Below are 13,975 nucleotides of genomic sequence, written 5' to 3'. Positions count from 1 at the left end.
GAAAGACCCTGCCTGGCAGAGTTCCAAGTACCCGACCGGCTGCACATTCACGGATTGCCGCGCAGCTTCTCCTTGAGCTGAGCATGGCGTTCCGGCAGACACTCCAGCGCGTAACGTGCGGCCTGCTTGCGAATGGATACTCGGTCGCCGTCGAACTGCCGCGTCTCGCTGATACACACCTGACGCCCGCCCTCTTTCAAGGCAAAGGCGTAGCACTGGGTGCCACCCTGATCTTCCTCGCTATCGTCGGCAACGCCGGTATTGGCAACTGCAAGATCCGCCTCACCGGCGTTCAGCGCACCGAGTGCCATTTCGCTCGCGACCTCTTCACTGGTCAGGCCATAGGTCTCGATAGTCTCCGGGTTTACGTTGAGCAGCCGCTGCTTGGCGCTGGGCGAATACACCACGAAGGCGCTGTCCAGCACCTGCCCGCAACCGGGGATATCACCCAGCAGGGATGCGATCAGTCCGCAGGTGCAGGATTCGGCTGTCGTCAGGGTAATTTCACTGTCACTTAGGAAGTGCACGATTTCGGCAAGGTCTCGCATGGTCCTGGCTCCGCTGAAAGGCCCGTGTGGCTTAGCTTTCGGAGCAAGCAGGAGCGAGCAAAGTTCCACCGTGTGTTTCGTCAGACAGTGAGAACCAAATCACAGTGGCCCGGTCTCTCTGAAGGTGGAGCCGCAGAAGCTCTACCTCGCATACCAAAGCTGTTTTCGCCTCGTCGTGCTCATTGGTTACAGCGCCGCAAATGGCCGCTGTGTTGTAGGAACGTGCCTGTAACCGGCCTGACTCCAGTCCAGGCCACTGGGAAAAGTATTTATATGAGTATTGCTGCTGTCGAGAATGCGTCCGTTTCTGTGAAAGTCGCCAAGCGCCCGACGCCAGCGTCCGAGCGCCCCGTGCTGCAGTTGCGCAGCACGCGCGAGCAAAAGAAAAAGATCCTGTTCGTGACTTCCGAGCTGACCGGCCTGATCAAGACCGGTGGGCTCGCCGACGTGTCCGCTGCCCTGCCCCGCGCCCTGGGTGCAGTGCATGACGTGCGCGTGCTGATTCCCGGCTACTCGCAGGTCATGCAATGCGGCCTGCCGATCCGCGTGGTGGGTAGCGTCGTTTCCCATGGCGAGCTCCCGGCTTGTCGAATTGGCCGACTCGACATGCCCGATGGTCTGATCATTTACGTACTGATCTGCCCCGAGCTCTACGAGCGCGATGGCCTGCCATATGGCGATGAGCATGGCCAGGACTGGCCGGACAACCCCATGCGCTTTGCGCGGCTGTGCATGGCCGCGGCAGATATTGCTGCCGGCTCCGCTCGCTTGCGCTGGTGTCCCGAACTGGTGCATGCCCACGACTGGCCGACCGGCCTGACGCCTGCCTACATGCACTGGCGCGGCCTTGATACGCCCTGCATCTTCACCATTCACAACCTGGCCTACCAGGGCAATATCAGCATGCAGTTGCGCCGCCGGCTGTGCATTCCCTTGGAAGCCTGCGGGCCGGAGCGCATGGAGTTTTACGGCTCGCTGTCACTGCTCAAGGCCGGCATCGCCTATGCCGATCATGTCACCACGGTCAGCGCCACCTATGCGCGGGAGATCACCACACCGGAGTTTGGTTGCGGGCTGGATGGCTTCCTCGCGATGAAAGCGCGCCAGGGTCTGCTCAGCGGACTGCTCAATGGCATCGATGAGAGCTGGGACCCGCAAAGTTGCACACATCTGATCAGCCCATTCGGGCCGGACGACTGGAACGGCAAGCGCGCCAACGCGACGCATGTTCGCAACCTGTTTGGCCTTGAGCCGAGCGAAGGGCCTCTGTTTGCGGTGGTTTCGCGCCTGGCGCAGCAAAAGGGCATCGATCTGAGCATCGACGTCGCTGAAACCATCGTCTCCCGTGGCGGCCAGCTGGCCATCCTCGGCCGAGGCGAGCCAGCGTTGGAAGAGCAGGTTCAAAGTCTGGCGGAACGTTACCCAGGTCGCGTGGGCGCCCATGTCGGCTTCAACGAAACCGATGCCCGCAGGCTGTTCGCCGGCAGCGATTTTCTGCTGATGCCGTCGCGCTATGAGCCCTGCGGATTGAGCCAGATGTATGCCCAGCGCTTCGCCTCGCTGCCCATCGCCCATCGCACCGGTGGCCTGGCTGACAGTATCGACGATGGCGTAACCGGCTTTCTGTTCGATACGCCAGACATAGAGAGCTATCGCCACGCGGTGGAACGCGCCTTGGCCGTATTCGAAAGGCCACATCTGCTAGAAGCCATGCGCTGCCGTGCAATGAGTGCCGGCTTCTTCTGGAGCCACGCGGTGGAGCCTTATTACCAGCTGTACCAACGCCTGCTGCGTCAGCGGAGTGAAGCCAGCGTCGCCATCTGACATTTATTACGGGAGCAATCCATGCAGCACGGTCCACTTCTTCTGGATGATTCCCACACCCGCTTCCACCTCTGGGCACCGGATGCGCAACGGGTCAGCCTGTTGCTCGAAAACGCTGCCACCCTGCCCATGCAGCGTCTGGAGAACGGCTGGTACAGCCTGGATACCGAAGTCGGCGCGGGTACGGCCTATCGCTTTTTGATCGATGACGAGCTGCAGGTGCCCGACCCTGCAGCCAGAGCGCAACAGGGCGACATTCACGGGCCGAGTCTGGTCGTCGATCAGCAGGCCTACGCATGGCGCAACCAGCAATGGCGCGGTCGTCCCTGGCATGAAACGGTACTCTACGAGCTGCACGTGGGGGCCTGCGGTGGCTATGCGCAGATTGAGCAGCGCCTTGCCGGCTTGGCAGAAATTGGCGTGACCGCGATTGAGCTGATGCCGCTGGCGGAATTCCCGGGGTCGCGCAATTGGGGCTACGACGGCGTACTGCCCTACGCACCGGAAGCTTCCTATGGCAGCCCTGAAGACCTCAAGCGGCTGATCGATGCAGCCCACAGTCACGGGCTGATGGTGTTTCTCGATGTGGTCTATAACCACTTCGGGCCGGACGGCAACTATCTGGGCCGCTACGCCAAGCACTTTTTCCGACACGACCAGCAAACCCCCTGGGGCGATGCCATCGACTTCCGTCAGCGTGAGGTGCGCGACTTCTTTATCGACAGCGCGCTGATGTGGCTCAACGAATACCGTTTCGACGGTCTGCGCCTGGATGCCGTTCACGCCATAACCGACCGGGGCTTCCTTACCGAGCTGGCCGAGCGTGTGCGCGGCGAGACCGAACCGGGGCGCCTTGTCCATCTGGTTCTGGAAAACGAGGACAACCGCGTCAGCCTGCTTGAACAGGACTTCACCGCGCAGTGGAACGATGACGGCCATAACGTGCTGCACAGTCTGCTAACCGGCGAAAGTCAGGGTTACTACGCGGATTTTCACCAGGATTCCACTGCCAAGCTGGTGCGCTTCCTGGGTGAAGGTTTCATCTACCAGGGGCAGCAGGACCGGCGTGGACATGCACGGGGGGAACCCAGCAAACACCTCTCGCCCACTTCATTCGTGCTTTTTCTGCAGAACCACGACCAGATCGGCAATCGGGCCTTCGGTGAACGCCTGATCAACCTGGCCGAGCCTGAAGCCCTGCGTGCCGCCACCGCCCTGTTGCTGCTCTCCCCCATGATTCCCATGCTTTTCATGGGCGAGGAATGGGGCGCACGGGAGCCCTTCCTGTTCTTCACCGACCACCACGGCGAACTGGCCGATGCCGTACGCGAGGGGCGCCGAGGAGAATTTGCCGAATTCGCGGAGTTTGCCGACGAGGCCATTCGTGCGCGCATTCCCGACCCGAACGCCGAGGCAACCTTCGAGGCTTCCTGCCCGGATGCGAACAAAGTGGACGAAGCCTGGGCCGGCCTTTACCGCCATCTGTTGGAGATTCGCCACCGGGAAATCATCCCACGCCTGCAGGGGGCGACGTTTCTGGACGCAGTAGCGCTCGGCGATGCCGCAGCCCTGGCGCACTGGCGCCTGGGCGACGGCAGCCGACTGCGCCTGGAGCTCAACCTGGGCACGCAGCCAGTCGAGTTGACCCCTGCCCCCGCGACCGCACGCCTGCTTTACGCAAGCCGCGAAGACGCCACAAGCGCAGACAGCCTGCCGCCCCATACCGCCAGAGTCCTGCTGGAAGATCTCCATGAATGAAGCACGCCTGAAGCGCCTGGCCGAAGCGGCAGGATTGTCCATCAACTGGATCGATGCCGATGGGCGCGAGCAGCAAGTCGCGCCCGACGTTCTGCGAGCCGTGTTGCACGGCCTGGGACTGGACGCCGACAGCGATGACGCGGTGGAGCGTAGCCTGGAGAAACTTCACGTTGATGGCGGTGCCGATGGCCTGCCGCCTTTGCTGACCCTGGATCAGGGCACGGCGCTGGACCTGTCGACCTATTGCCGCGCTGGCGAGCGCTACAGCCTGGAACTGGAAAGCGGCGAGCAGCGAGACGGCAGTCTGGATCAGCAAGGTCGCCTGGCTTCCGTCGATACGCCGGGCTATCACCGCCTGCGAATTGCCGGCCACCAGCTGACGCTTGCGGTGGCGCCGCCTGCCTGCCCCAGCGTGACGGAAATTGCTGGCCCTGGGGCCTGGGGGCTGACGGTCCAGCTATACGGCTTGCGCCGGGAAGGCGATGGCGGTATGGGTGACACCCTGGCGCTGGAGGCCTTCGCCCGCAACGCCGCGGCACATGGCGCCGACGCGCTGGGCATCAGCCCGGTTCATGCGATGTTTTCCGTCAATCACCACCAATTCAGCCCCTACTCCCCGTCCAGCCGCCTGTTCTTCAATAGCCTGCACGCAGCGCCCGAAGCGACCCTGGGCGATGCACCGTTGCGCATGGCCATCGAAACCTGCGGCCTGACTGAAGAATTGCAACGACTGGAACAACTGGAGCTGATCGACCGGCCTGCCGTCAGCCAATCCCGGCAACGACTGCTGCGCCAGCTGTTCGAGGACTTCTGCAAAGGTGGCAATGCGCAACAGGCGGATTTCGACAGTTTCCGAGCCGCTGGTGGGCAAGCGCTGGAGAACCACTGCCGCTTCGAAGCGCTGCATGCCACCCTTCTCGATTCCGATGGGCACCCGCAGCACTGGCGCGACTGGCCCGAGCAATATCGTGACCCGAACGGCGCCGAGGTTGATCGCTTCGCCCGTGAGCAGGCTCACGAGGTCAGTTACCACGCCTTCTGCCAGTGGTTGATCGCCCGAGGCCTGGAACGGGCTCAGATAGCGGCCCACAGCGCCGGAATGAAGATTGGCCTGATCAGTGATCTGGCGGTAGGCGCCGATGGTGGCGGCAGCCAGGCCTGGAGCCGACAGGAAGAGGTACTGGCCACGCTGAGCGTTGGCGCCCCGCCGGATATTCTCAACCGTGCCGGGCAAAACTGGGGGATCTGCGCATTCTCGCCCTGGGGGCTCAAGGCCAACGGCTATCGGGCCTTTATCGAAATGGTGCGCGCCAACCTCGCCCATGCTGGCGGCATGCGCATCGATCACGTCATGGGGCTGATGCGCCTTTGGGTCATTCCCGCCGGTGAAGGCCCGGAGAACGGCGCCTATCTCAACTACCCCTTCGATGACCTGCTGCGGCTGCTGACTCTAGAAGCCTCACGCCAGAACGCCGTGATCCTTGGCGAAGACCTGGGCACGGTGCCGGAAGGTCTGCGGGAGAAACTGGCCGCACGGAACATTCTCGGCATGCGCGTGCTGCTGTTCGAGCAGGACGACGGACGCTTCACGCCGGCGCCACAGTGGTCTGCCGACGCTCTGGCAACCACCACCACCCATGACCTGCCTACGCTCGCCGGCTGGTGGAAAGGGCGCGATATCGACTGGCGAATTCGTGCGGGCCATGGCGCCGAAGAGGATCGCCAGCAGCAGCTGGCAGAGCGTGAGCGCGAACGCCGCGGCCTGGACGCCGTACTGCATCGCTATGCAGGCGAAACCTCCAGCAAACCGCTTGACGTAGAAAATGCCATAGAGGCCAGCGCCTGTTTTATCGGGCATACGCCGGCGCCGCTGGTGTTGCTGCCCCTGGAAGATGCGCTGGGGCTGGAAGAACAACCCAACTTGCCGGGCACCGTCGACGGCCATCCCAATTGGCGCCGGCGCTATCCCGGCGATAGCGCCAACCTGCTCGATCACCCTGACAGTACCCGCCGGCTGCAATGCCTGGCTGGAGCACGGGGCACCCTGCGTGCCGGAGATCAACAAGAATGATGAAACCCCTCACGGCAACCTTGCGGTTGCAATTCCACAGCGGATTTACCCTGGATGACGCTACTGCCCTGGTCGACTACTTCGCCGATCTGGGCATCAGTCATCTCTACGCCTCACCTTTGCTTACCGCCCGCCCCGGCTCCATGCACGGCTACGACGTCATCGACCCGACCCGCATCAACCCCGAGCTGGGTGGCGAAGAAGCTTTGCAGCGCCTCGTCGAAGCCCTGCGTCGCCGAGGCATGGGGCTGATTCTGGATATCGTCTCCAACCATATGGCCGTTGGCGGTTCCGGCAATCCATGGTGGCTGGATGTACTGGAATGGGGCCGGGGCAGCCCCTACGCGCAATTCTTCGATATCGAATGGAATTCGCCCGACCCGCTGCTGGAAGGTCAGCTGCTAGTGCCGTTCCTGGGCAGCGACTATGGCGAAGCCCTGCAACAGGGCAGCATCGTCCTGCGCCTGGATGCGCAAAGCGGCTCCATCTACGCCGAGCATTACGAGCATCGTTTCCCCATTACGCCGCCCAGCTACGGCGAGATTTTGCGGCAATCCGAGCAACCGGAGCTGCGTAGCCTGGCCCATCACTTCGACGCTCTCAAGACCGCGCCCTCTCCTTGGCAAACCGCTCGCCAACTGCGCGCCGAGCTGGCCCAGCTGCTGGAAAACCCCGGCACCCGTCAGGAACTGGAAGAGGCGCTCAAGCGCTACGACTCCACTGATGCGGAAGGTTTCCGCCGTCTGCACGCCCTGCTCGAACGCCAGCATTACCGGCTGGCCAGCTGGCGTACCGCCGGTGATGACATCAACTGGCGACGTTTCTTCGATATCAACGAGCTGGGCGGGCTGCGCGTCGAGCGGCCCGTGGTGTTCGAGGAAACCCACGCGAAGATCTTCCAGCTGATCGGCGACGGCCTGGTTGACGGCCTGCGCATCGATCACATCGACGGCTTGGCCAACCCGCGTGGATATTGCCGGCGTCTGCGCCGCCGGGTCGATCGCCTGAAGGCCGCACGCCCAGCCGAAGCGGCGCTGGAACATGTGCCAATCTACGTGGAAAAGATTCTGGCCGGAGATGAACAGCTGCACGACGACTGGGGCGTGGACGGGACAACCGGCTACGAGTTCATGAATCAGGTGTCCCTGCTGCAGCACGACCCTGCCGGCAAATCGGTGCTTTGTGGCTTGTGGAGCGAAACCACCGAACGGACCGAAGACTTCATGGAAGAAGTGCGCCAGGCACGCCAGCTGGTCGTCACCGGCCCGCTGGCCGGCGACTACGAAAGCGTTGCCCAGGCGCTGTTGCAAGTAGCCAGACAGGACGTGATGACGCGCGACATCACCCTAGGCGCGATCCGCCGGGCGCTGCTGGAACTGATCGTGCACTTTCCGGTGTACCGCACCTATATCGGCGCTCAGGGGCGCCGGCCCGCGGACGAGCCGTTTTTCCAGCAGGCTCTGGCCGGTGCGCGCACGACGTTAGGCGAAAAAGACTGGCCCCTGCTCGAACACCTCGACCGCTGGCTCGGCGGGGAACCGCTGCGTGCGCTGCCCGCCGGGCCTGCGCGACGCCTGCGTCGCTATGCCTGCACACGTTTCCAGCAGCTCACCTCCCCGGCGGCGGCCAAGGCCGTGGAAGATACCGCCTGCTACCGCTCAGGCGTCCTGCTGTCGCGCAACGATGTTGGCTTTGATCCGCAGATTTTCAGTGCGCCGGTCGAAAGCTTCCATGCTCGCTGCCTGGAGCGCGCCGAACACTTCCCGCAGAACCTGCTGACCACTGCCACCCACGACCACAAGCGCGGCGAAGACACCCGCGCGCGGGTGGCTGTAATCAGCGAGCGCGCCGAATGGTTTGCCGAAAAGGCCCGGCATTGGCGGCAGCTGGCCTACGGCGTACGTCAACAGCTGGCGGACGGGCCGGCGCCCTCTCCAGGTGACGAGCTGCTGCTGTACCAGATCCTGCTTGGCAGCTGGCCACTGGAGCTGAGCGCTGACGATCAGGCAGGCGTCGAGGCCTATTGCGAGCGAATCGGCAAATGGCTGGAAAAAGCCCTGCGTGAGGCCAAGTTGCGCACCAGTTGGACCGACCCCAACAGCGACTACGAAAGCGCATGCCAGCAGTATCTGCGGGCTCTGCTGCTGAACGATGAATGCCGTGGCCTGCGTCAGGAGATTGCCGACGCTGCTGCCGAGCTGGCCCCTGCTGGTGCGCTGAACAGCCTGACCCAGACGCTGTTGCGCATGACCACCCCGGGCGTGCCGGACCTTTACCAAGGCACCGATTACTGGGACTTCAGCCTGGTTGATCCCGACAACCGCCAGCCGGTGGACTTTGCTCGGCGCCAGGCCACGTTCAACCCCCAGGCGCAGCCTGATGAGCTGCTGGCCAACTGGAAGGATGGCCGCATCAAGCAATGGCTGATCGCCCGCTGCCTGAACCTGCGCAGCACCCTACCCGCGCTGTTCAGCGAAGGCAGCTATTTGCCACTGAAGGTCGAGGGCAGCCACGCCGACCGGGTGATCGCCTTCGCCCGAGAGCGTGACGGCACCTGGCTCATCGTGATCGCAGCGCGTTTGGCTACCCCACTGCTGGCCGACAGCGCCATACCGCAGATCGCACCCGAGCTCTGGCAGGACACTTCGGTGCAGCTGCCCGAGGTGCTGAGCGGTCGTCCATTGATGCGACTTTCCAGCGCAAACGCAGTCACACCCAATCAGACGAGCCTGCATCTGCAACAGGCTTTGGAATCCCTGCCCGTAGCGATTCTGCAAACAACAATCAGATAGTCAGGAGAAAAGTACCGATGAACCAGCAAGAACAACGCATCCGCGAACTTGCCTACGAAATCTGGCAGTCCGAGGGCCGCCCCACCGGGCAGGAAGAGCGCCATTGGGAGATGGCCTGCAAGCTGGTTGAAACTCAGGGCAGCGCAGCCACAGCACCGTCCAAACCGGTTCGCAGCCGCAAGGCTGCCGCCAAACCTGTGGATGCCACGCCGGCCAGCAAGCCGGCGAAGGCCGCCGCTGCCGTCAAAAAGCCCCGCGCGCCACGCTCGACCAAGCCCGCAGACAGCTAAAGCACAGCGCTTTTCCGTAGCAGCGAGCTTGCCAGCGAAGGCGGCCCCTTGGTGTTCAAAAGATAGAAGCTTCGCTGGAGTCCCAGCGGAGTGGCGACCCGGTCATCGGAGTAAACATGAGCAAAGCAAAACAATCAGCCCACCAGGTACAGCAGCCTTCGCGCGTCCGTGAGGGCCTGCCTTTTCCGCTGGGTGCGACCTGGGACGGCCTCGGCGTCAACTTCGCGATCTTTTCGGCACACGCCACCAAGGTTGAGCTGTGCCTGTTCGACGCCAGCGGCGAAACCGAGCTGGAGCGCATCGTTCTGCCGGAATATACCGATGAAATCTGGCACGGCTACCTGCCCGACGCTCATCCGGGGCAGGTCTATGGATACCGCGTTTATGGGCCCTACGAGCCTGAAGCCGGGCATCGTTTCAACCCCAACAAGCTGCTGATCGACCCATACGCCAAACAGCTGGTGGGCGAGCTGCGCTGGTCCGAAGCGCTGTTCGGCTACACCATCGGCCATCCCGACGGCGACCTGAGCTTCGATGAGCGCGACAGTGCGCCCTTCGTCCCCAAGTGCAAGGTCATCGATCCCGCCTTTACCTGGGGTCGCGACCACCCGGTGCAGGTGCCGTGGGACCGCACGATCATCTATGAAACCCATGCACGCGGTTACACCATGCGCCATCCCGCAGTGGCCGAAGAGGTTCGCGGTACCTTCGAGGCCTTCAAGACGCCGGAAGTGATCGACCACATTCGCAAGCTGGGCGTCTCCAGCATCGAGTTCCTGCCCATTCATGCCTTCGTTCAGGACCAGCACCTGCTGGAAAAAGGCATGAGCAATTACTGGGGCTACAACAGCATTGCGTTTTTCGCGCCGCATCCCAAATACCTTGCCAGCGGCAAGATCAGCGAATTCAAGGAGATGATCGCGCATCTGCACAATGCCGATCTGGAAGTAATCCTCGACGTCGTCTACAACCACACCGCTGAAGGCAATGAACTGGGTCCTACGCTTTCCATGCGAGGCATTGACAATGTCTCCTACTACCGCCTGATGCCGGACGACAAGCGCTATTACATCAATGATTCCGGCACCGGCAATACGCTGGACATGAGCCACCCCTGCGTGGTGCAGATGGTCACCGACTCACTGCGCTACTGGGCGTCGGAAATGCACGTGGACGGCTTCCGCTTCGACCTGGCGACCATTCTCGGCCGCGAGCACGAAGGCTTCGACGAGCGCCACGGGTTTCTCGTGGCCTGTCGTCAGGATCCGGTGTTGGCCAAGACCAAACTCATTGCAGAACCCTGGGACTGTGGCCCGGGCGGCTATCAGGTGGGCGGTTTCCCACCCGGCTGGGCGGAGTGGAACGATCAGTTCCGCGATACCGTACGCGCCTTCTGGAAAGGCGACGAAGGCCAGCTACCGGACGTGGCGTCACGCCTGACCGGCTCCGGCGATCTCTATAACCAGCGCGGCCGCCGCCCGTTCAGCTCGGTCAATTTCATTACCGCGCACGACGGTTTCACCCTCAATGACCTGGTGTCCTACAACGACAAACACAACGAGGATAACGACGAGGACAACCGCGACGGCAGCGACAACAACCTGTCCTGGAACCACGGTGTCGAAGGCCCAACCGACGATCCCGAAATCAACGAGTTGCGATACCGGCAGATGCGCAACTTCTTCGCCACCCTGCTGTTCTCCCAGGGCACACCGATGATCGTCGCCGGTGACGAGTTCGCCCGCACCCAGCACGGCAACAACAATGCCTACTGTCAGGACAGCGAGATCGGCTGGATCGACTGGAATATCAGCGAAGACAGCCAGGAGCTCCTGACCTTTGTGCGCAAGCTGGTGCGGTTACGCCAGCGTTTCCCCATGCTGCGCCGCAATCGCTTCCTGGTGGGCGCGTACAACGAGGAGCTGGGCGTCAAGGATGTTACCTGGCTCGCGCCCAATGCCGAGGAGATATCCATCGAGCAGTGGCATGACGTCAATAACCGCTGCATGGGCATGCTGCTCGATGGCCGCGCACAGCCCACCGGCATACGCCGGGCTGGCTCGGATGCAACGCTGCTGATCATTCTCAGTGCACACCACGAGCAGATCGATTTCACCCTGCCCGAAGTACCCCAGGGCATTTACTGGAATCGTCTGGTAGACACCAGCAACCCCACTGCCCGCCCTGAGCGTTTCGATTTTGGCCAGCAGTGTGAAGTCATGGGACGTTCGTTGCTGATGCTGGAGCTGATCAAGGAAGCTACGCCTGGCAATCAGTGGTAACGCCTTAAAACCCGTAGGAGCGGCTCATGCCCGCGAGCTTTAATGGCAAAAACCAAGAGCTCGCGGGCGTGGCCCCGCTCCCACAGGGATGGTCCTTCAGCCCTGTGAAATCATCCCGCCAAACCCGCAGCTCTGGCCCGCGCGCCGTGCAGCTTCTTGAAGCTGTCGATCAGTCGCAGGTGTCGGTCGAGGCCTTCCAGTTTCATGCTGGTAGGCGTAAGGCCGTAAAAACGTACGCTGCCGTCCACCGAGCCGATCACCGCGTCCATGCGCGGGTCGCCGAACATCCGCCGGAAGTTGGCTTCGAAATCGGCCAGTTCCAGTTCATCGTCCAGATGCACTTCCAGTACCGCGTTCAACGCCTGATAGAACAGGCCGCGCTCCACAGTGTTGTCGTTGTACTGCAGGAAGGCCTCCACCAGGTCCTTCGCCTCCTCGAAGCGCTGCAGGGCAAGGTAGATCAGCAGTTTCAGCTCCATGATGGTCAGCTGTCCCCAAGCCGTATTGTCATCGAAGTCGATGCCGATCAGGGTGGCGATGTCGCTGTAGTCATCCAGCTCGCTGTCTTCCAGGCGCTCGACCAGTGCCTGCAGGCTGTCGTCGTCGAGGCTATGCAGGTTGAGGATGTCCTCGCGGAAAAACAGCGCCTTGTTGGTGTTGTCCCAGATCAGATCGTCCACCGGATAGACCTCCGAGTAGCCCGGCACCAGGATGCGGCAGGCCGTGGCGCCTAGGTCCTCGCGCACCATCATGTAGACCTCCTTGCCCATCTCTTCGAGGATGCCGAACAGGGTCGCGGCCTCCTCGGCATTGGCATTCGGTCCCTCGGCAGCAAAATCCCACTCGACGAACTCGTAATCGGCCTTGGCACTGAAGAAACGCCAGGACACCACGCCGCTGGAATCAATGAAGTGCTCCACGTAGTTGTTCGGCTCGGTCACCGCCTGGCTCTCGAAGGTCGGCTGCGGCAGGTCGTTTAGGCCCTCGAAGCTGCGACCTTGCAGCAGTTCGGTCAGGCTGCGTTCCAGCGCCACTTCGAAGCAGGGATGCGCACCGAACGAAGCGAAAATGCCGCCGGTACGTGGGTTCATCAGGGTGACGCACATCACCGGAAACTGCCCGCCCAGCGAAGCGTCCTTGACCAGTACCGGGAAGCCCTGCTCTTCCAGCCCCTGGATGCCGGCCAGAATGCCGGGATATTTCGCCAGCACTTCATGGGGCACGTCCGGCAACGCAATTTCGCCTTCGATGATCTCGCGCTTGACCGCACGCTCGAATATCTCCGACAGACACTGCACCTGCGCTTCGGCCAGGGTATTGCCCGCCGCCATGCCATTGCTTAGGTAGAGGTTTTCGATCAGGTTGGAGGGAAAATAGACCACCTCGCCGTCCGACTGACGTACATAGGGCAGCGAGCAGATGCCGCGCTCGACGTTGCCAGAGTTGGTGTCGTACAGGTGCGAACCACGCAGCTCGCCCTCGGGGTTGTAGATCGACAGGCAGTAGTCGTCGAGTATTTCTGCCGGCAGCGCATCCTTGCGACCCGGCTTGAACCAGCGTTCTTCCGGGTAATGCACGAACGCCGCATTGGCGATGTCCTCGCCCCAGTACTGGTCGTTGTAGAAAAAGTTGAAATTCAGTCGCTCAAGAAACTCACCCAGCGCCGACGCCAGCGCGCTTTCTTTGGTCGCGCCCTTGCCGTTGGTAAAGCACAGCGGCGAATGCGCATCGCGCAGATGCAGCGACCAGACGTTGGGCACGATATTGCGCCATGAAGCAATCTCGATCTTCATGCCCAGGCCGGCGAGCAGCCCGGACAAGTTGGCAATGGTCTGTTCCAGCGGCAGATCCTTGCCCAGGATATGCGTGGCCTGCGAGCCGATATTCGGCAGCAGCAGGGCCTGGGCATCGGCGTCGAGGCTCTCTACCTGCTCGATGACGAACTCCGGCCCGGTCTGAACGACCTTTTTCACCGTGCACCGATCGATGGAACGCAGGATGCCCTGGCGGTCCTTGTCGGAAATATCCGCCGGCAGCTCGACCTGGATCTTGAAGATCTGCTTGTAGCGGTTTTCCGGGTCGACGATGTTGTTCTGCGACAGGCGAATGTTTTCGGTGGGAATGCCGCGAGTCTGGCAGTAGAGCTTTACAAAATAGGCCGCACACAGCGCCGAGGAAGCCAGGAAGTAGTCAAACGGTCCCGGAGCCGAGCCGTCGCCCTTGTAGCGGATAGGCTGATCGGCCACCACCGTGAAGTCATCGAACTTGGCTTCAAGTCGGAGGTTGTCGAGAAAGTTGACCTTGATTTCCATGGGAGATACCAGAATACGAACCAGAAAAAATTGGCCGGCATTATCCCGGTTTTGCCCGCAGAAAAGGCTGTGTTTTCAGAATGTCCCGATTAAATGCG

At 62.0% G+C, this 13,975-nt stretch carries 8 protein-coding genes; 6 read left to right on the top strand and 2 right to left on the bottom strand.

All coding sequences use genetic code 11. From position 1 onward, the window contains the following. Positions 1-47: 47 nt before the first annotated feature. The gene (locus tag BN1079_RS03765; RefSeq protein WP_037022406.1) at positions 48-548 is read right to left on the bottom strand and encodes a CinA family protein; all 501 of its coding nucleotides are present in this window, start codon (positions 546-548) and stop codon (positions 48-50) included. A gap of 273 nt (positions 549-821) precedes the next feature. Here BN1079_RS03765 and glgA point away from each other — a divergent pair, with 273 nt between their 5' ends. The 6 genes from glgA (at position 822) to glgX (ending at position 11,565) form a co-directional block, all read left to right on the top strand. Further along, positions 822-2,372: a glycogen synthase GlgA gene (glgA, locus tag BN1079_RS03760; protein ID WP_037022404.1), complete on the top strand. Its 1,551-nt coding sequence runs from the start codon at positions 822-824 to the stop codon at positions 2,370-2,372. A gap of 21 nt (positions 2,373-2,393) precedes the next feature. Next, positions 2,394-4,130 carry a malto-oligosyltrehalose trehalohydrolase gene (gene treZ / locus BN1079_RS03755; RefSeq protein ID WP_037022402.1) on the top strand — a complete coding sequence of 579 codons (1,737 nt, stop codon included), beginning with the start codon at positions 2,394-2,396 and terminating at the stop codon, positions 4,128-4,130. Then, positions 4,123-6,201: a 4-alpha-glucanotransferase gene (gene malQ / locus BN1079_RS03750; protein ID WP_037022399.1), complete on the top strand. Its 2,079-nt coding sequence runs from the start codon at positions 4,123-4,125 to the stop codon at positions 6,199-6,201. The genes treZ and malQ overlap by 8 nt, the downstream gene beginning before the upstream one ends. Then, positions 6,201-8,993, top strand: coding sequence for a malto-oligosyltrehalose synthase (locus tag BN1079_RS03745; RefSeq protein ID WP_037026600.1), 2,793 nt, complete (start codon positions 6,201-6,203; stop codon positions 8,991-8,993). The genes malQ and BN1079_RS03745 overlap by 1 nt, the downstream gene beginning before the upstream one ends. 17 nt (positions 8,994-9,010) lie before the next feature. Beyond that, positions 9,011-9,283 (top strand): DUF2934 domain-containing protein, encoded by a 273-nt coding sequence (locus BN1079_RS03740; protein WP_037022398.1) that lies wholly within the window; start codon positions 9,011-9,013, stop codon positions 9,281-9,283. 116 nt (positions 9,284-9,399) lie between these two features. Beyond that, positions 9,400-11,565: a glycogen debranching protein GlgX gene (gene glgX, locus BN1079_RS03735; RefSeq protein ID WP_037022397.1), complete on the top strand. Its 2,166-nt coding sequence runs from the start codon at positions 9,400-9,402 to the stop codon at positions 11,563-11,565. A 110-nt stretch (positions 11,566-11,675) separates the two neighbouring features. Here glgX and BN1079_RS03730 read toward each other — a convergent pair whose 3' ends face one another. Beyond that, positions 11,676-13,877 (bottom strand): OsmC domain/YcaO domain-containing protein, encoded by a 2,202-nt coding sequence (locus BN1079_RS03730; RefSeq protein WP_037022396.1) that lies wholly within the window; start codon positions 13,875-13,877, stop codon positions 11,676-11,678. Positions 13,878-13,975 lie beyond the last annotated feature (98 nt).

It is taken from the genome of Pseudomonas saudiphocaensis (genome assembly GCF_000756775.1).
Classification (GTDB): domain Bacteria; phylum Pseudomonadota; class Gammaproteobacteria; order Pseudomonadales; family Pseudomonadaceae; genus Stutzerimonas; species Stutzerimonas saudiphocaensis.
The sequence above is the reverse complement of the archived record's forward strand: the minus strand, read 5'-3'. Positions and strand labels throughout refer to the sequence as shown.

What these genes read in the sequence shown, in the direction of transcription:
- BN1079_RS03765 (WP_037022406.1), bottom strand. Translation starts at nt 548, where the DNA reads ATGCGAGACCTTGCCGAAATCGTGCACTTCCTAAGTGACAGTGAAATT.
- glgA (WP_037022404.1), top strand. Translation starts at nt 822, where the DNA reads ATGAGTATTGCTGCTGTCGAGAATGCGTCCGTTTCTGTGAAAGTCGCC.
- treZ (WP_037022402.1), top strand. Translation starts at nt 2,394, where the DNA reads ATGCAGCACGGTCCACTTCTTCTGGATGATTCCCACACCCGCTTCCAC.
- malQ (WP_037022399.1), top strand. Translation starts at nt 4,123, where the DNA reads ATGAATGAAGCACGCCTGAAGCGCCTGGCCGAAGCGGCAGGATTGTCC.
- BN1079_RS03745 (WP_037026600.1), top strand. Translation starts at nt 6,201, where the DNA reads ATGAAACCCCTCACGGCAACCTTGCGGTTGCAATTCCACAGCGGATTT.
- BN1079_RS03740 (WP_037022398.1), top strand. Translation starts at nt 9,011, where the DNA reads ATGAACCAGCAAGAACAACGCATCCGCGAACTTGCCTACGAAATCTGG.
- glgX (WP_037022397.1), top strand. Translation starts at nt 9,400, where the DNA reads ATGAGCAAAGCAAAACAATCAGCCCACCAGGTACAGCAGCCTTCGCGC.
- BN1079_RS03730 (WP_037022396.1), bottom strand. Translation starts at nt 13,877, where the DNA reads ATGGAAATCAAGGTCAACTTTCTCGACAACCTCCGACTTGAAGCCAAG.